Raw genomic sequence first — 19,587 nt, 5'->3', positions numbered from 1 at the left:
TAAATTAGGTTTTTTGAATAAATGATCGAATTTACATGACCTAAGTACTTAAAAATACTTAGTAGGCCATGATATAAGTCACCCAAGACTCACAATTTTCTTCATCATTTGATTGGTAGAAGTTTCCGTCCCCTGTTCCGTCGTCGTCCTCACCTTCCCAGTAAGTTACAACGTTCTCGAAACCAGCATCCTTCATAATGTCTTTAATTTCACCAACTGACCAATGTCTCCAATTATAAGAGAAAGCTTCACGGTAAAGCTTATTATCGTGATGAGTTTTAAAATGAATATAATATTGTACTTCTTCTGTAAGAGGATTGTAGCTATCGCAATCCCAGAAGTAAGTATGGTCTTCGTGTTCAGTCTCTTCTTCTAGTTCTTGGCGACATTCTTCTCCACCGAAGATATCAACCATAAAGATACTCTCAGGACCCATATTCTTTTTTACTTGCTTAAAATAATTTAAAAGAACATTTCTTTCTTTAAAAATGAAATATGAGAAGTTAAATGCAACAGTAACATCTGCAGTAAAGTCATAATCATCAAGAACATTTCCACGAATATAGTGCATACGTGTTTTTTCTTCTTCAGTTAATCGAGAGTAATGATTTTCGATACCATAGGCTTGTGGTTCTTCATCAAGATCAATTCCCCAAGCTTGACGATCCTTACCTTCTTTAACCCAGTCACAGGCCATTGCAGCTGTTCCACCAAAGTCTTCACGAAGTGTCTTTGGCTCGCGACCAAAAACTTTCTTATATTCTTTGTTAATAAATTCAATATCAGCTTCATGATTCTGAACTGACTTTTCATACAATTCGTACTTTAAATTCGTTGGAATTTTACTCATTCTCTCTTCTCTTTTTTATTTTAAAAATTACTTGTAAGACTTTACTTCTTTAATGCCAGAATTGTAACTCATATTGATTGAATTTTTAACCTTAAATCTCAAATCATTTGTCACATAGACACTACGTGCCAGAGAAATAAAGCCTTCACCAAAATCACCCTCTTTTTCTTTAATTCGGATATCATCTTCAATCACCCAAAGCTTTTCATTTATCTCTTTAAGCTCACTCATATACTTATCGAGACCTTCTAAGTTGAGCTCATTTAATCGTTTGGCCAATTGATCATATTCATGTTGTGCTAGTTTCACACGCTCCGGATCTTCAATTCTTTCTGTTTTAATCTTTAGGATTGTCATCTTATCCACAAGCTCACCTAGCGATACTGGACATTCAATAATCATATTACACCTCGATATCAATATATTTAATTTCCATAATTGTGTATTCAAAATCTTCTTCAGGAGCCTGAACAATGACATCATCCCCTTCTTCTTTTCCAAGCATTGCTCTTGCAATTGGAGACTTCCAACTCACAAGTCCACGAGTTGTATCAACTTCATCGACTCCAACGATTGAATAATTTCGCTCGCTCCCCTGCTCATCCTCTAAGGTCACGGTCGCACCAAATTGTACTTTTTCAGCTTTTATTTCAGTTGGATCAACGACATTGGCCGCATTAATTCTCGTATTGAGAAAACGAAGTCTTCGATCAATCTCACGAAGTCTTTTTTTTCCATATTGATAATCTGCATTCTCAGATCGATCACCAAGTGAAGCGGCCCATTTTACAGTGGCCGTCACTTCAGGACGTTCTACCTTTGTTAAATGCTCATGCTCATCCTCAAGTTTCTTCAAACCTTTAGGTGTAATGTAATTATCTTTCTTAATTGCCATAGCGTCTAAGGATCTCCTCGACTCCATTTTCCACTAAGTTTAAAACTTCTTCGAAACCTCGTGCTCCACCATAGTACGGATCTGGAACCTCTTCATAAGAGGCATACTCTCCCGTGCAATAATCACAGAATAACTCAACTTTCTTCTTTTGCTCTTGATTTGGATTTAACTCTAAAATATTGCGATAATTTGACTTATCCATCGCAAGGATCAAATCAAATTTTTCAAAATCATCCTTATTAAATCCACGGGCAGTACTCGTAAGTAAATAACCGCGACGAAAAGCATGCTCTCGCATTCTTTTATCGGCTGCTTCTCCTGCGTGATAGGCACTTGTTCCTGCTGAATCCACTTCAATTACAGACTCAAGCCCCTGTTCTCGTACTTTATGAACAAGCACACCATCGGCAGCAGGTGATCGACAGATATTTCCAAGACAAACAAATAAGATTTTCATAATAGAATTATGATAGAATCATTGGTGAAAGTAAATCGAAGGATTTTTCATGACAGTACAAAAGATTAGAACAATGGGTGATCCAGTATTAAGAGAGATCACACAAGAGTTCACAAAAGAAGAAATTTTAGCTCCTGAAACAAAAGAGCTCATTCAAGATATGCAAGATTCAATGAAAGCTGCTGGTGGAATTGGAATTGCGGCACCTCAAATTGGAGTCTCAAAAAGAGTTACAATTATTGATGTCCCGGAGGAGTCTCGCTATGAAGAGGCCCAAGCTAGTCAACGAATGATAATCTTTAATCCAAAAATTGAATTTTTAACTCAAGAAGAAGATGGATATTGGGAAGGTTGTCTATCTGTGCCAGGTCTTAGGGGTTTTGTAGAAAGACCAAATCATATTCGCGTATCTTTTCTTGATGAAAATGCCAAAGAAGTTGTGATTGAAGCACAAGGATTTTTGGCCACAGTCTTTCAACACGAGATCGATCATTTATTTGGAAAACTCTACGTTGATCAAATCAAAGATATAAAACAATTAGTTTTTGAAGAGAATTTATAAGTAAAAGGGCCCGAAACCGGGCCCTCATTTTTTGATTGCTTAATTATTCAGAAACAATCGCTCTCATAACATCTAGTGTTTCTGGAGATACTGAATCTTCATAACGTGCCCAGATTGCTTTTGCTTCAGAAACTGAAGTTTCACGATCAATTTGAGTCACGACTTCTTCAAGAATTAGGTTCGCCTCTTCAACTTCAGAGTTGTAGATAGCGATTTGGTCAGCTGTCACACCTTTTAGTGTTCCATTAACTGGACCAAATTCTGCAAGTCCTTCATCATCAAGAACGATTAATCCAGCAAGTCCAATTTTAGCTGCTTTAGCCCAATCTTTTGTATCACCTGAGAAGATTGCTTTAATTGAGTAACCTGTACTAACTTTCATTGCAACTAAACCAGTATATGCTAAATAAGCATTCCCTGTTAACATCCCTACAGCTGCAGATGCATTAAAAGTTAGACCAGAAGCTAAAAGTAAACTTAGAATAATCTTTTTCATTTTTTCCTCCATGTTTTTTTGGTTGTAAATAACGATAGCTATTTCTGTAAAAAATCTAAACTTAATTAAAGGTAATTTGTTTTCTGCTGATTCAGTAAAATTCGTTGGCCATTTTTTAGAAGCTAAAAACTCGGTTTCTACTGCGCTTCTAAGTCAAACAAGTATTTTTAAGTGTTTAGCATTGCTGGCTAAAGTTATTTTTCTTAATAACCGACAAGAAAGCAGGGTTATATAAAACTAAGAGAGATAAATATGAGTCAAAGTAAGAAGCAAAATATTATTGCACTAGTGGGTGTACTCAGTGTTAATGCATTTGTCGCCTATCAATTCTTATCAACGTCGCAATTTGATAGCGTCTATTCAAAAGAGAAAATTCATCAACCTCGAACACCAGCCTCACAAAAGGCTCCCGGTGACTATAAAGAATACGAAGTACTCTATCCATTAGAAGACTATGTTATATACGATGACTTTAATGGAACCGTTGATTATAAGATGAGCGTAGACTTCTGGTCTGATAAAGGTGCTAAATACTTTACTGAAAATGGGAAAGAGGCCATTTCAGAAGGTTTAACAAAGGGCTTTGAGAGACTCATTAAAAAAGGAAATGATGAAGGAAAGACACTTAAAACAGAAGTTCTTCCTGAGCTGACAAAAGAGTTTTTAAATACATTTGTTTATACTATAAAAGTAGTGAAGCTTATCGATTCAAACTTTGAATTTGATATTATGTTTACTCCTTATGAAAAAGACTCCGCTACTTATAAAGACGAATTACAAACAAACCAACTAGTAAATATTGACTCCACTGGAAGCCTTTATAAAGAATATAAGAAATATAATGCAAACTTTTCAAACGCTATTATTGAAACACCTATTCCAGTATCTAATGAAGATTATCAATACCTAGGTGGTGCAATTACCCTTGCAGCTGAAGTTATTGATACAGATTGGAAGATTTCACAACCAATCCCAAATCCTAAGAAGAATGGTGTAAAAGGATTTCTTCGTTTAAGAAAGTACTTTCGAGTTAATTCTCCAACAGATTTAAAAGTGGATTCATTCAAGTCGAAGTACCTAAATATTACGGAACAAGACTTCAACGCAAAAAATGATATGCCTCAAGTTGTCACAGTTGACACGATTTACGAATACAATTTGAAAAATATTATCCCAAAGAAAACGAAAACAATTATTCACTTTGGTGAGATTGTCTCTCTTGATAAGAAATACGATAGCTTCTTTAAGAGACTATTCACCTTCTTTAAAAAGAAGAACGATATTAAAACATCAGAATTCAATTTCAAAGGTGATTTCTCAAGTGGCCCTATTAAAACCAACTTCAAGGGACAGATCAAAAAACTTGTTTACGATCATCAAGAGAAGAAATTCACAAGTAAGAGTCGTGTAACAGCAAACCCTCGTGATTTTGATCAACGAATGAAGCTACGTCATGCGATTAAAAAGACGTTCCTTGAGGATAATACAGAATTTATTATTAAGAATTTAAATTTAAGCAAATTTATCAATAACTAGGTTGTGAATATGAAAAAGATTCTAACGAGTACAATTCTTTCAGCTCTTGCGATGCAATCATTTGCTGGTCAATTCAATATTAAAGATCGCATTGAATCTCAAAAGCTAATGCTTGAAAGCTACGATTCTCTCTATGGACAAAGAGAATACTCTCATCCACCAAGCTTCTTTGATGCGCTCAAAGACCTCAAGGGGCTAAAAGAGAAATCGGCGGTAAAGTTCATGAAAAAAGCCGATGAGATTCTTCCAAATAAGATTGCGATGCCAGTTACTTATTGGGCTAAAGTCAATCCTAATGAGAAGAACCTTGCAGAAGTTATTCACTACTATATGGCCTACAAGCTCTTTATTCTTAGAGATTATATTGATAATCCACTAACAAGTGAAAAAGATAAGGCCCAAGCAGCGAAGCTATTAGAGAAAATAACAAGAGATGGTATTACATCAAATTCTATTTCTAATTATTTTTCAACTTTAAAAATACACTCTTTAAAAATTGCCACATCAAAAGATGTCATTGAAGAACTTTCTAATAATGAAATTATCAATATTGACTTCAATGAACATTTTAAGGATATCAATACATACTCGCTTTCGGCCCTGGGATTTGTTCCTTCTAATAAAACTGAAATTGTTTCAGAAAATGATCGATCTCTAGAAAGAATTGACTGGCTAAATCAACGAGTTATCTTTGCTGGTGGAAAGCTAGATTTTGATTCTGATTATATCAAGATGCCAACAGGAGAGGATCCAACAGGAAATATCATTTTTCAAGAAGATCCAATTTATATTAAGATTCGCGATATGATTGATAGTGCTGAGCATTCAGTATTTATCGATATCTTCTTATTTGGTGGAACACTAGGTGCGACTCTTTCAGAGTATCTTCTTGACCAGACAAAAGAGAAGCTTAAGAAGAATCCTAACTTTAAGGTTGTTCTTCTCCACGACTATGCAACAAATTACAATATGCTTGATGAGATGATGCCTATATTTGAATATATTAAAAAGCGTATTGAAACAGAGGATGAGCTAAAAAATAATGTTTCACTTCTTCAGGCAAATATTCAACGTCACCCTCCAGGGATTCCTTTTGGGATTACGAAATTAATTCCAAAAACAAAGGAAGCGATTCAATACTTTGAGTCAGGTAGTACGTATTTTGAATCAAAAATTGACCACTCAAAAGTAATTGTGGTTGATGGAAATACTGAAAATGCACAAGCATACTTTGGTTCAAAGAACTGGACTGACCACAGTGGTGGTTATTACTACGATGATGCCATTTATGTCACAGGTGCAGCCGCCGGACTAGTTCAAGCATCATATTATCGAGATCTAGAAGCGGCCTTAACTGAAGACCCGAAGGAATTACTTGGCTTTTATTATAAAGAACAAGGCTTTGATAATCGCGCTTATCTTGCAAAAAAAGACCAGATTCTAAAGGATATGAGTATCACAAAAGACAAATACGAAGTGAAAGGAGACTCTGTTATTCGCCTAGCTGAAGCCGATGTCGATGGAACAATCAAAAATGTTCGAAATATCTTAATTGATATGATTTCAAAAGCAGAAAAGAATATCTTCATGGAGCAGCTATTTCTGTATGATTCATATGTTATCGATGCACTGATAAAGGCAAAAAGACAGAATCCACTACTTGATATCAAACTTGTAATTGACCACAATGGAAACTTTGGAATGAATGGGCTACCAAATACTCTCTTTGTTAAGAGGCTTGTTGATGCAGGTATTGAAGTTCGTGCTCGTAAAACATATGGTATTACAGCAAATTTCCCAGATGGTACAACAAAAGAATATCACCAAGAAAACCATCGTAAGATCACTTCAGTCGACGGGATTACAGTTCTAGGTGGATCTTCAAATATTAATCCAGATACTCTTCAAGGATCTTTTAGAGAGTTTGGTGCTCAAATCTTTGATAAAGGTGAAGTACTAAGTTTTGAAAAGCGCTTTAAAAGAGATTGGAACGATTCAGAAAAGATGGAAATCTTTGATATAGAAAATTTTGAAGCTAATATCCAAGGTGTTGCTTTTGGTAAACGCTCTTCTGCGATTATCAATGCAGTTGGAAGTATGGTTTACAAATCAAAAGATGGAATTGAAAAGAGACACAAATAATCTTATCTAATCAAGTAGCTGCTTATCCACAACAGCTACTTGATTGTTTCTTATTAGCTTTATAAAGCTTATATCTTCTTGGTAATTCTACTAATAATAAAGATCTCAAAATCAACAAAGTAAAAACGACAGCAAGAGAAATCTCCCACCAACTTGATACTTCGTGGTCATGATGAGCAACTTTGAAGTCTAATGGCCAAGTGAAGGCTTGATATAGATAATCTGTTAGAAATGAAAATACTAATGCGACAACAGCAATTGCTACAACATTGATTACCACTCCTCTTTTTCCAATATACTTACCTATGACAAGAATATTTGAGATATTAGTTGCAGGTCCTACAAGTAGGAAAAGTAATGCCATTCCAGGACTCATTCCCTTCATCACAAGTGATGCGGCAATTGGAGTCGTTGCAGATGCACAAATATAAAGAGGAATACCAACTAATAGAATTGCACCTCTTCCGGCCCAACCGTGAAGTCCATCAAAGAAGTTTGCAGGAAGCGCGAAGTCGATAAAGGCTCCGGCCAAGATTCCAAATGCAAGCCAGACGGCCATATCGTCAACAAGCTCAAAGTAACCAAATTTAAAAGAGTCCTTTAATTTCTTTGAAAAGCTCTCACTGGCCACTTCCTTCTTCTTACTTCCGCAACAGCTCTTAACTTCAGGCTCTTCATTTTTAACGAATTTATCTGTTTTAAAGACAAGTTGAAGAACACCGGCCACCATTGCAGAAAAGAATGCGGCAACGGGCCTAATTATTGTCATTGGAAGATCCATCATTCCATAAGTCATGGCAATTGAATCGACACCTGATTCAGGAGTTGAAATAAGAAAGGCAGATGTCGCAGAATTTGATGCTCCCTGCTTCTTTAAAGTAGCAGCGGTAGGGATTACGGCACAACTACATAGAGGAAGCGGGATTCCTAGTACAGAGGCCTTAAAAGCTCCCCATATTCCTTTTCCACCCATGGCCTTCTTGATGCGATCAACAGAAATAAAGGCCTTAATGATTCCAGCGGCCAGAAGCCCAAACATAAGAAATGGCGCTGATACTAATATATAATTCCAAAGTGATGTTAAAAAACCCATAATTACCTTCTTTTATTGAGCATATCATAGCAGAGCAAACACTGTTCGTCCTGCGTAGTTGCGTAATTTTGGGCAGTTGATAGACAAATTTTATAGATGAGACGAAAAAAGATGAACAATTTTTTATTTTTTCTATTGACGAATGTGATCCAAATCCCTATATTAATTCTTACGAAATGCGGGGGCGTAGTTAAGTTGGTTATAACGTCTGCCTGTCACGCAGAAGGCCGAGGGTTCGAGTCCCTTCGCTCCCGCCATTTTCATTTCGTAACATTCAAGTTTTAAACTCTTCGGAGTCTAAGATATTAAAGCCGAGTTAACCCACTCGGCTTTTTTTTTGGAGGCGTCATTTGCCACGATGGCAAAATGACGACGAACAACGCATGACCGACCCGGAAGGGAGGTCAGGTGAACCAACCCTGCAATCTCAAGCACATTTTTATATCAACTAACTAGACTTAGCTAAAAGAACAAGCTTACTTATCCCTATAAGAATGAATACCACTCCCAAAATCGCATATACTTTTTCTTCTTGGAATATATGAAAGAGCTTCTTTTTAGAAATCCCCTTGTCTAAAGACCAATACTTTGCTTTTGAGAACTGATTACCAGCTATAATGAAAGTCAATATTGTAGCAATTAAGTCATTAACTCCACTTGAAGGTATACCTACCATACGGCCAAATTCATTTTCAAAAAACAGGTTAATAAAAGCAACAAGGACCACTTGAGGAGCCACTTTAAATAAAGACTCGGCAAAGTTTGTGATCTTATTATTTTTTAAATGTTTTCCATAATCTAATTTAGTGTTTCTATAATGTCTTTGCGGTGTATCCGAACTTCTAAAAAACTTTAAACCGAACGTAGAGGAATGAATTCCTAAACGCTTATATATTTTTCGAATCAATCGAGGAAGGTCTTTTTCATCAATATTCCATCCTTCCTTAAAAAAGATAATTGCATTTTCCTCTTCATCATACTTATCGAAGAGATCATTGATCAATTCAAACTCAGAAGGCTTTTCACCAATATAATCCATGGCCATATATAAACCACGGTATCCATAATCCACACTGTGGCCGACAAATTTAACATCTCTCCATGAATAAAAAGTTAGAGTAAACTTTTCAAAGTCACGCCTAAATGATTCATTTGGATTTAATCTATCCTCTGAGTTTATTGGCTTAAAGCCAAGTCTTCTAATAGCATTATAATCTCTAAAGACAGACATTAGAGAGAGTATGCCAAGCCAAATATGAATTATGATAATCACGTATGCAGAATTTCCACTAATTCTGGCGTCTCGATATGAATCAATCCATCCATATGTCAAAAATTGATTCAAATTGGTCAGACCAATAAAAATAAAACAAAGACCGAATAAGCCATTAATCCACTTCTTTACCATTTATCCTCTTTATATTCTTATGATAGCTTAATTATACATGATATTGAACATATGACTTCGAAGATTTCAGTTTGATCACCATTCTCAGCAGCAAAGACAAGTAGAACCATCATTAGCTTATCACCTCCATATATAAGCTCTATGTCCTCCTTGGCTTCGACCCATAATGGATTAAAATCATCGTCAACAAGTGGGTCTACGATAAATTCCCAGCTCCAAGGTTTAATCATTCTGATACGGCACGAAGGTGTTCCACCTAGTAGAGTTATCCCTTTGTCGACCATCTCATCCCACAGTCTTCTACCTTCTTCAGGTCTATGTCATATAAACCGATTAAATCATCTGAAGCTTTAATTGAATCATCCAAGCCTATGAGTAGCTTGTCTACGAGGTCTAATTTCTTTTCGGCCATATTTCCTCCATACGATATTCGTATTTAAAATATGACCAGACCTTGGGAAAAAGGCCCAGTTTTTTGTAATTTATCCGATACTACAGAAAGGAGTGTATATTATGCCAAGTTTAGAAGAATTTAAAAATTTAAAAAGTACTAACATAAGAAACGACTTACTCAAAGCTCTCATTTGTGGTGGTTCATATAATGAACATAGATTTGATGGTTTTATAAACAATGGCCATGGAAGAGAAAGTGAAGAGAGGCATATATTAAGTTACCTTATAAAAAAAGCATTAAATATACATAGACTACCGGGGTATAATGACCTAGTAATTATCCCACAATTTTTTGAAAGATTTACGACTCTCGAGATCAAAGAAGCAACGAATGAAATAAAAAGAATCTACAATTTTACACAAGAACAACTAAGAATTATCAATAATGAAACGACCGTAATTAAGCTTAGAAGAGGAATATCAGATATTGAGGCCAATGTCATATATAGCTATCTTAATGCTCATAAGGAGCTAGATATTCAAAATGTTCCATACTTCTTTCAAACAATCCAGTGCTTTAATTGCATACCATCACCATTTCAAAGAGACATTTCTTTAAATATTGATTGCCCTCTAGATTGGATTTGGGCTTGTGGCTATACACTACCAGAAATAGCTCCAGCAAATCACATAGATGACGAATTTTTAGTTACATCGCTAGATGATAAAGGAATTTTGAATGTACCGATTTCTAGAATAAAAATAAACTCAGAAGACAATCTAAATCTAATCGATACTAAAATCGATCTATCTATAAAAGAAAATAATATAATTCTCAGCCACTTAGCTAGTAATATGCTTGAAACTGTATCCTGGAATAATAGTACTAAAATTGTCTATAAATTTGGGAAAAGAGAAGAACAAATATATCGTTTTCTAAGTCGTATATTTAGAATTTATGATGAGAAAAGACGAGCAAAATTGATAGTCACAAATAAATAATGTTTAAAATAAATCAATTTGAAAACATCTCTTTTAAAGTACTTAATAAGTAGTCATACTTTTCTTTTAAGCTGATATGATCTTCAACAATTTTCTTATGCTCAAATTCAACATGAATAAGTGCAATTGGTTGCAATACTGAAAAGAAAACTGTAATTCGTGGATTTTCTAAAAGGAACTTCTTTTCATCAACAAATGGTACTCCAATATTCTTAAGCCATTCTTTAGAAAATGTATTTCTAAAAAGTTTGTAAAATGTTTCTTGATTATTCTTATAACCTTTATTACTTTCTTGAGCCAAATAATTTTCAAAGCTATATGAAAAATTATGAGCAGCAGAATTTCTTTGGTTTTTAATCCATCTAAAAAGATGGTATTGATCATTACTAATCATTTTTAAGTCCTTGGCAACCTCCAATTTTTTAGCAAATCCAAAGTCATCAATAGTTTTCTCCATTCCTTCTGGTAGACTTTTAGAGAGATATTTTTGTAAGATAACTTCTATCACTGAACCTAACTTAATAATAAAGGACCAATCGTCTGTAATTTCAGATACTAAATCCCAAAAAATATTATGAGGCATATCAACAGAATCAAGAGTTTCCTTTAAGTAGCTCTGCCAATTATGAGATATACTATCTTGTCTCTTCAAATCTCTTACTCCTTAATAATATTTAACAAATAAATTTTCTCAAATCCTTTTCGCATTCACAAATAGAATATAAGTATATAACTTACTGATATTCGGTATTGGTATCGTGTCTTTTCGCTCCCGCCATTTTTTTCATTTCGTAACATTCAAGTTTTAAACTCTTCGGAGTCTAAGATATTAAAGCCGAGTTAACCCACTCGGCTTTTTTTTGGAAGCAGCAAATGCCAGTATGGCAATTTGATGCTGAACAACTCATGACCGACCACGACGGGAGGTCAGGAGAACCAACTCTGCAATCTCACAAACATTTCCTGAATTGATAATTTTCTTCAAAGAAAAGCAGTATGCTAATTGAAGCCGTGCAACCCTGACGACCGAGCACGATGCGAGGGAGAGAGGGTTCCCCGCAAAAACTCCAATCTACATTAATAAGTACACATCACGACGGAAGGCCGGAGAACCAACCCTGCAATCTCAAATACATTTTCAGAAAGCAACTAATACACCTACATCGATAACATTTGATTCAAGTGAGGGGCCTGCAATACTCCACTTTGAGAGTGAGCTAATTTTCCATTTTTAAAGAGAAGAGTTGTAGGTATTCCTCGAATACCAAACTTAACCGAAATCATTGGATTCTTTTCGGTATCAATTTTATAGAACTCCCCTGAGCGCCAATTGCTTTGAGCAAATTCAGAGAAAATTGGGCCATACATTTTACATGGGCCACACCAGTCAGCATAGGCATCCACAAAGACAGGTAGTTGTGCATGTTTGATAATTTTTTCTAGTTTTTCAAAGGAGATACTTATAACCTTTGCACTGGTATTTAAATCTTTTGAACACTTTCCACAAACGGCACCAGATGATTGAAGTTTGTCATTATCAATTCGATTAATTGCACCACATGAATCACAAAGAATTATCTTTTTCATTTCATACTCCTTATTTTCATTATAACAAAGTCTGGATTAAAAATATTTGATTTAAGTCAAATATTTATTAAAAGAAGAATCGATAATACAAAGAACCGAAGGATCTAATTTGGGAATAAGTATTATAGTCGGACGTATTAGATAACCTTTTACTATTTATCATAATTCCAAAAAGAGATTGATCGAACTCATAACCAATATCACCACCAATTCCAATGGCCGTACCAATTGTGACATCATCTTTTAGATTGGAGTTTTTAAATTTCAGATCAGAGATATTTAAACCAATTGTTCCTTTCAATAGAAGATAGAAGTTAGATAGTTGAAATTGTCTCGTATAACCATAAGAGAGTGCGTACTGAGTAGCGTCGACTCTTGTTACTTCCCCAAAACCATTAAATTTGGGTTGAAGCTCAGTAGGTATTAAACTTTCATTACTTTCAAATTTAACATCAGAGATATTAACTTCAATAATTGATGACTTTTGAGGAGAGCGGTTTTTCTCAGTATGGCCAAATAGAGTTGCAGGCCGAAAGGACTTATTAAAGAAATAAACTGCTGTCACACCATAATTTAAGCTCGAAATATTTGACCTTATACCGTCGTCTGAGCCTTCTATCTTATAGCCTTTGTAATCTTGATAGAAGAGTTCATAGTAAACCCTTCCCCATGTCGAAGATAATTGGATATCTGTGGCATTTGATTCACCTTTTGACTTCGTTTTATCTTCTTCGCTAATTGGATTTTGTAAACTAACACCGATTGTGAAGTCTTTATGAGAAAGACGAATCGAAGAATACGAAAGGCCTGTTGGTTGGTATTCGATAACTTCATCCGCAACCTCTAGTGTGTGATTAAGTGATGCAAAATCAAGTGAATACTCAACACTTTCAATGAGTTTTTTTGGAGGATGGATTTGATCCCCCCATATTGCCGTTATGATGGCCAAGGCAAAAACAATTCCAACCACTTCAATTCTTCCTTCTAATTATTGGCGTATTTAAAATAAGCAAAGAGATCAATCTTTTAATGTATCAAATTTTTCGTATTCAATTCTGTAAGTATTTGTCGTCACTTCTTTCATAATATCCACAAAGTACTTATCTTTTACGATATCCTCTCTACTATAGAGATGCTGATCATAAACAGTGGTTGAATATGTTCCGTCATGTCCTGTTACTGTTAGCATGAGTCCAACTAGCTTATGCTCTGAATTCTCGTAATCAAATAAAGGGCTTGTTTCACTAATGGGATGAATAATGAGCCAGCTTAATCGAAAGAAAGGACTATAATCACGCTTAAGATCTAAATTGTAGATACGCCTAACCTTCTCACCTTCAGATGTGACTTCATTAAAGAGAGCAGAAAGGTGAACCTTTGCTTCAACAATATCATTACCTCTTGTATTCCCAATTCTTAAACACACAGATCTAATTCCATCATGCTTTGTAATAAGAACATTCTTTGAGAAGCGAATTCGCGCTTTTGGGCGACTAAGTTTTGCAAAGACAATACCAGTCATAACTGCAACTGCAATTATTCCAATAAATGACTCTACTAAGACGAGGAAATTTGCAAGTGTACCAGTAGGACTTAAGGCCCCATAACCAATTGTGGACATGGTTTGAACACTGAAGTGAAAAGCCTTTTCAAAACTAGGTGTTTGTCCACCAATTGAGTTTGGGATAAGGGTAAAGAGCAGTCCAAAGAAAACGTTTCCGATAAAATAAAGAATAAAAACAATAAGAACCAGCTTCAACCAACTTGTGTTGAGAAGATGAAAATAAAAGTCTTTTCGCATACTTCCTAGCTTTAGTTTTCTTATTTTTATTTTTTACTCCTTTTTAAGCAGCGCTACCATATTTAACTTAGACATGTGTCATTTAAAGATTATAACAGCTATATGCTCAATTTAAAAAAAACATAATGTAAATATTCTCTATTAAGTAATGTCGCTTTGAGTAAATTGATTATTAATTACTCAGGTATTAAAGAATATGAAAAGCTTTGAGTTTGCACAATATTAATTTCAAATGATAGTATTTAGAGTACCACCAACGATGAGATCATTATGAAAATAATTGTTTTTAGTGCCCACAATTTTGAAAAAGAATACTTACTACATTATGCAAATGAGCACATTATTACTTTTATTAGTGGCCCACTAAATTCTGATACGGTCACTCTTGTAAAAGGTCATGACGTCGTTAGTGTATTTACAAATGATAAAGTGAATAAAGATGTAATCGATCAACTAAGTGATTTTGGAATTAAACTTATCGCTCTAAGATGTGCAGGTTTTAATAATGTTGATCTTAGTCACGCAAAGTCAAAAGGAATTCCTGTAACGAGAGTTCCGGAATATTCACCACAGGCCATCGCCGAACATACAATGGCCATGATTTTAACTCTGAATAGAAAGACTCATAAAGCCTATAATCGAGTTAGGGAAAATAACTTTAATCTCGATGGCCTAGTTGGTTTTGACTTATATCAAAAAACTATTGGTGTTATTGGAACAGGAAAAATAGGAAAAGCATTTTCTAAGATTGCTCTAGGATTTGGCTGTAAGGTTTTAGCATTTGACTTGAGTAAAGACAGTGAATTAGAAGAACTGGGAGTTCGCTATGTTGAATTCGATGCACTTCTAGCTTCTTCAAAAATCATTTCACTTCATATTCCTCTAAACAATAATACATACCATCTTATCGATGACTCTAGTATCTCTAAGATGCAAAATGGTGTCGTATTCATTAATACAAGCCGAGGCGGATTGGTTGATACAAAAGCATTAATAAAGGCCTTAAAAGAAAAGAAGGTCTTGGCCGCAGGCCTAGATGTTTACGAGGAAGAAGAAAAACTATTCTTTGATGATCATTCAATGGATGTTTTACAAGATGATGATCTTGCAAGATTAATGACTTTTCCAAATACCCTTATTACGTCACATCAAGCTTTTTTAACTCACGAGGCCCTAACAAATATTGCTCAGACGACATTTAAAAGTATTAATTCAATTGAAAGTCAAAATTTTGAATACTCAATATAGGGCCTAAATTATTTCACTAAGAAGTATGCGCTCAAAATACTAATAAATATAGTGAGCCTAATAGCGACATCTCTCCAAACAGAGTAGCTTTTAAGTAAATCAGAAAACTCTTCTGGAATTGGCATCGGCTTAACCGCACTAATATTGGCGCCACCAGTATTGCCCTTTGGAACCCATCCAAGAATATATCCAGGAAAACATGCAAATATTCTTAAAGCTTGACCAAATATTTCCTTATTATTACTTTGCTTAACCCCTATCTTAAACATCCACCAATGAGTTTCAAGGTGAGGAAGAAGTGATTGTTGTCCCAATATATGGGCCCTTTCTAAGTTTTTAAAAGATTGGTCGTAAAACCTCTTATTATAAAGATCTTTTGCTTTATTTATTTCAACAAAGTAGGCTTTTTTTAATGCTCTATTCATTATCTTCTCTTCTGTATTTGATTCACCAATATATTATTTACTATCAAAGGTATGGTCAAATGGCCTAAATCCACAGGCAACGTATGTTAAGTGTGTCACTTCCTCAAGAGCATCTCGCCCATAAAGTAATTCTTCTCTTTTTGATCTTTTTGCAAACTCGTGTGACACTTCATTGAAAGCATCAAGCATCTCTTTTAGAGTTTCTTTCTTTAGATAAAGTGTTCCTCGCCCGCCGTGAGAAGTTCTCTTCTTTGCTTTAAATTCACTTTGTGCATGATCAAAGAAGGCACGATCGATACTGAAGGAAACCTTTTCTCCAAGTTGCGCCGAAATACTAATATCAGTTCCCTTAAATAAAGGCCTAACCCTATTACCTGATCCAAATTCAATTAAATCGACTTTATCAAGAGCTCTTAGAATTGAATGACAATCTTTCTCTGATAATTGAAATATGCTCATAAGCTTTTGCCACTCATAATTATTTGCCATTAACTCTGTAAAAAAATGATAATGTGTTGGATGCTTTAAGAATAACTCTTCTTGCTTCTTATTTAAGACTAAATTTGCATCAGAAATATCTTTTGAAATAGCAACGAGATCAGAAAAACTCATCCCAAGTATATCGCAGATTTGATCTAATTTACTCATTGAACAGTCTTTTGATGCCATTAACTTCTTTAGTCCAGACTCAGACATATTAAGCTCAAGGGCAAGTTCTTTATAATTCATTCCACGACTTTTAATAACTTCTTTTAAAGCAATAAATATTTCATCTCTCATGGTTATCTCCTCTATCTGTTAAACCGATAAAAGTAAGATACACAATACCGAACCATTAAATAAGAAACAATACAAAAGTACCGAATTACGGCACCAAAACGACAAAAGTTTTACCGGACACAATATAACCAACTGAAATTACGTTGAGACTATTTTATAAATAAAGTCTTATTATTTTACGACGTGTTTTAGAATCTCAATCCCTTCATTTATCTTTTGCATAAATGAATCCCTACTAGATACAACATAGAAATTAGGATGAGCTGACCATACTTCTTTTAATTTACGGTCTAACTCGATAGCTTGATTATTCGTTTCATTGCGGTAAATATTATTTGAAGTAATATCCCCACCAGAACATGCCCCTGTTTCAAAAAAGATGACAGCATCATATCGTTCTAATTCGTCATGATAATTTGATTTAACTTTATCAAAGAACTCGTCTCCACCAGCAGGCCAATAAGCGAGCCCATCAAGAGTTCCCCTATCACACAAAAGAATATGGTCTTTCTTTTGCTTTTCATAAATTGCCTCTAAGTTGACTTGATAATCGTAAATCATTTTTTGAATATCTTTAACAACTTCAGGACGTTTATCTCTTTCAACACCAGATTGAAAAATCGAAGAAGCAGCCTCTGGAACAATCGCAAGTTTTGCAGTGACTAACTCTCTTTTAAATAGATCTAAGGCCGTAGTTTTTCCACCACCTGGTCCGCCTGTAACGACAATTTTCAATTTTACTCTCCATGCTGAATTATTTAAACTCTACTAACCATTCTATCATAGCTTTATAGAGTATTTAGAAATTCCTCTAGTCGATCACATGCTTTTTTAAGTTGAGGACAATTCGCTTCAACAAAAGAATAATCTAGGCTATCTGAATCTTTAAGACTTGCTTCTTTATAAACATTCTCACCTTCATAATCTACGCTAGCGACTCTTACGGCCATCGCATCCTTAGGGAAGTAAAAATCACTACCAGGCAAAAGTGCAACATTATAGTTCTCAAAAATAAATTCTGATAATTCCACATCGTTGTGGATATTCTTACTTTTTAATTTCTCTTTAAAACTTCCAAAGTCTGGAAATAAGTAAAAAGCACCTTTTGGATGAGAACAAGATAGTCCCATATTTTTGAAACGATCATGAAGGTAGTTTCCACAAACTTCATGAACCCTAGTACAAGTTCTTATATAATTATCAATATCATTATCTATTGAATAAGCCTTTACAGCAGCATACTGAATTGGAGCTGATACGGCACTAAATGTTTCACTAATCATTGCACTTAAGCATTTAATTACACTTTCCATTCCCTCAGGTGCATATAAGAACCCTAGTCGATAGCCACCGGCAGCGTGAGATTTAGATAATCCGCTAGAGATTAGTGTTCCTTCAGGATATATTTGATGAAAGCTTGCAAACTTACTTCCTGAGAAATTAATTAATGAATAGATTTCATCAGCAATAACAATAACATTATGCTTACGACAAACTCTTGTTAACTCTTCAATCTCTTCTTTGTTATAAACGGCCCCAGTTGGATTACTAGGACTATTAAAGATCAGAATTTTTTGTTTTTCATCAATATGTCTCTGACATGCTTCTTCAAGTTCACTTGCCGTTAATTTATACGAATTATCGACACTCGTAATCACAGGGTCAATTTCTCGACCTTTGATATTTAATTGTGGACCATAGCTAACCCATGAAGGGGCAGGTACGATTACAGGACCTTCTAAAACATATAATGCTTGAAAGATTAGCTCCTTACTCCCTGGCCCTACTAAAATTCTATTTTCATCCAAGTTGTATTCAAATTTTTGGTTATAGTAATTTGCAATTGATTCACAAAGCTTAGGTAGACCTCTGGTTGGTAGATAATCTTTTTGATGTGAGTTATTAGCGAGTTCAGATTGTATTTTTTCATGAACATGAAACGGTGATTGGCCAAATCCAAGATGACAAATATCAAGGCCATCTGCTTTGGCCTTTCTGGCACGCATATTAATTGCAAGAGTTGCGGATTCTTTTAATTTTAAGACATTTGGGTTTAGAATTGGCTGTGTTTTTCTTTTCATAATAAATTTTTAAATAAAATACAACGAGTGGCAATCAGAAACTTTTTCCGAAGATTATAAGAAAGAATATCCTTTTATTAATACCTTAGACGATGAAATATCAAAGAATATTTGATTTCTATCAAATTATTTCCGCATTATACGTAATATGATCTAAGTTAGAATTATATAAAGGTGGATTTCAATGAAAAGAATTATCATATTAACATTTGCTCTATTTCTCACAGCTTGCTCAAATTTTGACTCAGGCTCAGCTCAGTTATCAAAAGAAGTTCGCGATAGCCAAGTCATTCAAAATACTGTCTATGTAGATAATCTTGCAATTGCAGCACAGCCAACAAAAGAAGACCTTAATAATGTAAAAAAAGAAGGATATGAAATAGTTGTAAACTTAAGAAACCCAAATGAGTTTAAAGACTACAATGAAGCAAAGTATGTTTCAGAATTAAACCTGAGATATTACAACGTTCCTTTCTTTAATAATAAGAAAGAAATCAATATGAGATCCTTAAAAATGGTTTCTAAGCTTATAAAGGATAATCCAAATAAGAAAATATATATTCACTGCTCAAGTGGAAATAGAGTTTCTGCATGGTACCTCACTCACCTACATTTAGAAGAAGGCCTAAGCCTTGATCAGGCAACAAAAATTGCACGAAGAACTGGATTAACAAAACCAGCACTTGAGAAAAGAATTCTAAAATCAATCAGTAAGAACTAATAAATTTCAGTATCATCAGTATTAAAGACTAATAAATATATTTAGAAGGGATGTTAGTTAAATAGCATTCCTTTATTTCTTGATAAAAATCATATCTTTTTTCTTAATGT

23 protein-coding genes and 1 tRNA gene are annotated in these 19,587 nt (G+C 34.6%); 7 read left to right on the top strand and 17 right to left on the bottom strand.

Features of this window, described 5'->3' with window-relative positions; all coding sequences use genetic code 11:
- Nucleotides 1-58: 58 nt before the first annotated feature.
- From VCM44_RS11970 to VCM44_RS11955, 4 genes are read right to left on the bottom strand one after another with little or no spacing between them, the layout of a single operon-like run.
- The gene (locus VCM44_RS11970; protein WP_115361547.1) at nt 59-850 is read right to left on the bottom strand and encodes a class I SAM-dependent methyltransferase; all 792 of its coding nucleotides are present in this window, start codon (nt 848-850) and stop codon (nt 59-61) included.
- Nucleotides 851-877: 27 nt separating this feature from the next.
- A complete protein-coding gene (locus VCM44_RS11965) occupies nt 878-1,252 on the bottom strand; it encodes a DUF6165 family protein (RefSeq protein WP_334678905.1) in 375 nt (124 codons plus the stop codon).
- Nucleotide 1,253: 1 nt separating this feature from the next.
- A complete protein-coding gene (gene greB, locus VCM44_RS11960) occupies nt 1,254-1,745 on the bottom strand; it encodes a transcription elongation factor GreB (protein ID WP_334678904.1) in 492 nt (163 codons plus the stop codon).
- Nucleotides 1,735-2,202 (bottom strand): low molecular weight protein-tyrosine-phosphatase, encoded by a 468-nt coding sequence (locus VCM44_RS11955; RefSeq protein WP_115361553.1) that lies wholly within the window; start codon nt 2,200-2,202, stop codon nt 1,735-1,737. The genes greB and VCM44_RS11955 overlap by 11 nt, the downstream gene beginning before the upstream one ends.
- A gap of 49 nt (nt 2,203-2,251) precedes the next feature.
- On the opposite strand from VCM44_RS11955, the gene def reads away from it, so the two are divergent.
- Nucleotides 2,252-2,764 carry a peptide deformylase gene (def, locus tag VCM44_RS11950; RefSeq protein ID WP_120404231.1) on the top strand — a complete coding sequence of 171 codons (513 nt, stop codon included), beginning with the start codon at nt 2,252-2,254 and terminating at the stop codon, nt 2,762-2,764.
- Nucleotides 2,765-2,807: 43 nt separating this feature from the next.
- Here def and VCM44_RS11945 read toward each other — a convergent pair whose 3' ends face one another.
- Nucleotides 2,808-3,260 carry a hypothetical protein gene (locus VCM44_RS11945; protein ID WP_334678903.1) on the bottom strand — a complete coding sequence of 151 codons (453 nt, stop codon included), beginning with the start codon at nt 3,258-3,260 and terminating at the stop codon, nt 2,808-2,810.
- Nucleotides 3,261-3,512: 252 nt separating this feature from the next.
- Here VCM44_RS11945 and VCM44_RS11940 point away from each other — a divergent pair, with 252 nt between their 5' ends.
- Both VCM44_RS11940 and VCM44_RS11935 read left to right on the top strand, forming a co-directional pair.
- On the top strand, nt 3,513-4,796 hold the full coding sequence (locus VCM44_RS11940; protein ID WP_115361559.1) for a hypothetical protein: 1,284 nt from the start codon (nt 3,513-3,515) through the stop codon (nt 4,794-4,796).
- A 9-nt stretch (nt 4,797-4,805) separates the two neighbouring features.
- The gene (locus VCM44_RS11935) at nt 4,806-6,938 is read left to right on the top strand and encodes a phospholipase D-like domain-containing protein (RefSeq protein ID WP_120404229.1); all 2,133 of its coding nucleotides are present in this window, start codon (nt 4,806-4,808) and stop codon (nt 6,936-6,938) included.
- A gap of 22 nt (nt 6,939-6,960) precedes the next feature.
- On the opposite strand, the gene VCM44_RS11930 is transcribed toward VCM44_RS11935, so the two are convergent.
- Nucleotides 6,961-8,031 (bottom strand): SO_0444 family Cu/Zn efflux transporter, encoded by a 1,071-nt coding sequence (locus tag VCM44_RS11930; RefSeq protein ID WP_334678902.1) that lies wholly within the window; start codon nt 8,029-8,031, stop codon nt 6,961-6,963.
- Between the two features lie 180 nt (nt 8,032-8,211).
- Between VCM44_RS11930 and VCM44_RS11925 the strand changes: the two genes are divergently transcribed.
- Nucleotides 8,212-8,288 (top strand) — tRNA-Asp (locus VCM44_RS11925).
- A gap of 191 nt (nt 8,289-8,479) precedes the next feature.
- On the opposite strand, the gene VCM44_RS11920 is transcribed toward VCM44_RS11925, so the two are convergent.
- The 3 genes from VCM44_RS11920 to VCM44_RS11910 form a co-directional block, all read right to left on the bottom strand.
- Nucleotides 8,480-9,262 (bottom strand): hypothetical protein, encoded by a 783-nt coding sequence (locus VCM44_RS11920; protein ID WP_334678901.1) that lies wholly within the window; start codon nt 9,260-9,262, stop codon nt 8,480-8,482.
- A gap of 194 nt (nt 9,263-9,456) precedes the next feature.
- Nucleotides 9,457-9,723 carry a hypothetical protein gene (locus VCM44_RS11915; RefSeq protein WP_334678900.1) on the bottom strand — a complete coding sequence of 89 codons (267 nt, stop codon included), beginning with the start codon at nt 9,721-9,723 and terminating at the stop codon, nt 9,457-9,459.
- Nucleotides 9,705-9,851 carry a hypothetical protein gene (locus VCM44_RS11910; protein WP_334678899.1) on the bottom strand — a complete coding sequence of 49 codons (147 nt, stop codon included), beginning with the start codon at nt 9,849-9,851 and terminating at the stop codon, nt 9,705-9,707. Before VCM44_RS11910 ends, VCM44_RS11915 begins: the two co-directional genes overlap by 19 nt.
- A 101-nt stretch (nt 9,852-9,952) precedes the next feature.
- On the opposite strand from VCM44_RS11910, the gene VCM44_RS11905 reads away from it, so the two are divergent.
- A complete protein-coding gene (locus VCM44_RS11905) occupies nt 9,953-10,834 on the top strand; it encodes a hypothetical protein (protein ID WP_334678898.1) in 882 nt (293 codons plus the stop codon).
- Between the two features lie 13 nt (nt 10,835-10,847).
- On the opposite strand, the gene VCM44_RS11900 is transcribed toward VCM44_RS11905, so the two are convergent.
- The 4 genes from VCM44_RS11900 to VCM44_RS11885 form a co-directional block, all read right to left on the bottom strand.
- Nucleotides 10,848-11,486, bottom strand: coding sequence for a hypothetical protein (locus tag VCM44_RS11900; protein WP_334678897.1), 639 nt, complete (start codon nt 11,484-11,486; stop codon nt 10,848-10,850).
- A gap of 506 nt (nt 11,487-11,992) precedes the next feature.
- The gene (locus VCM44_RS11895) at nt 11,993-12,421 is read right to left on the bottom strand and encodes a thioredoxin domain-containing protein (protein ID WP_334678896.1); all 429 of its coding nucleotides are present in this window, start codon (nt 12,419-12,421) and stop codon (nt 11,993-11,995) included.
- 67 nt (nt 12,422-12,488) lie between these two features.
- Nucleotides 12,489-13,391: a DUF4421 family protein gene (locus tag VCM44_RS11890; protein WP_334678895.1), complete on the bottom strand. Its 903-nt coding sequence runs from the start codon at nt 13,389-13,391 to the stop codon at nt 12,489-12,491.
- 48 nt (nt 13,392-13,439) lie between these two features.
- A complete protein-coding gene (locus VCM44_RS11885; RefSeq protein ID WP_334678894.1) occupies nt 13,440-14,222 on the bottom strand; it encodes an ion channel in 783 nt (260 codons plus the stop codon).
- Between the two features lie 270 nt (nt 14,223-14,492).
- Here VCM44_RS11885 and VCM44_RS11880 point away from each other — a divergent pair, with 270 nt between their 5' ends.
- Complete coding sequence (locus VCM44_RS11880; protein ID WP_334678893.1) at nt 14,493-15,470, top strand: 2-hydroxyacid dehydrogenase; 978 nt, start codon at nt 14,493-14,495, stop codon at nt 15,468-15,470.
- An 8-nt stretch (nt 15,471-15,478) separates the two neighbouring features.
- On the opposite strand, the gene VCM44_RS11875 is transcribed toward VCM44_RS11880, so the two are convergent.
- From VCM44_RS11875 to VCM44_RS11860, 4 genes are all read right to left on the bottom strand, one after another.
- On the bottom strand, nt 15,479-15,895 hold the full coding sequence (locus VCM44_RS11875) for a DUF3703 domain-containing protein (RefSeq protein ID WP_334678892.1): 417 nt from the start codon (nt 15,893-15,895) through the stop codon (nt 15,479-15,481).
- A 33-nt stretch (nt 15,896-15,928) separates the two neighbouring features.
- Entirely contained in the window at nt 15,929-16,675 is a 747-nt protein-coding gene (locus VCM44_RS11870; protein WP_334678891.1) for a helix-turn-helix domain-containing protein, read from the bottom strand.
- A 171-nt stretch (nt 16,676-16,846) separates the two neighbouring features.
- Nucleotides 16,847-17,410: an AAA family ATPase gene (locus VCM44_RS11865; protein WP_334678890.1), complete on the bottom strand. Its 564-nt coding sequence runs from the start codon at nt 17,408-17,410 to the stop codon at nt 16,847-16,849.
- A gap of 53 nt (nt 17,411-17,463) precedes the next feature.
- Nucleotides 17,464-18,756 carry a pyridoxal phosphate-dependent aminotransferase gene (locus VCM44_RS11860; protein ID WP_115361580.1) on the bottom strand — a complete coding sequence of 431 codons (1,293 nt, stop codon included), beginning with the start codon at nt 18,754-18,756 and terminating at the stop codon, nt 17,464-17,466.
- Nucleotides 18,757-18,940: 184 nt separating this feature from the next.
- Here VCM44_RS11860 and VCM44_RS11855 point away from each other — a divergent pair, with 184 nt between their 5' ends.
- A complete protein-coding gene (locus tag VCM44_RS11855) occupies nt 18,941-19,477 on the top strand; it encodes a hypothetical protein (RefSeq protein WP_334678889.1) in 537 nt (178 codons plus the stop codon).
- The last annotated feature ends 110 nt before the right edge of the window (nt 19,478-19,587 follow it).

It is taken from the genome of Halobacteriovorax sp. DPLXC-1 (assembly GCF_036903125.1).
GTDB classification, from domain to species: domain Bacteria; phylum Bdellovibrionota; class Bacteriovoracia; order Bacteriovoracales; family Bacteriovoracaceae; genus Halobacteriovorax_A; species Halobacteriovorax_A vibrionivorans.
Note: the sequence above shows the minus strand (reverse complement) of the source record. Positions and strands in the feature narration are given on the sequence as shown.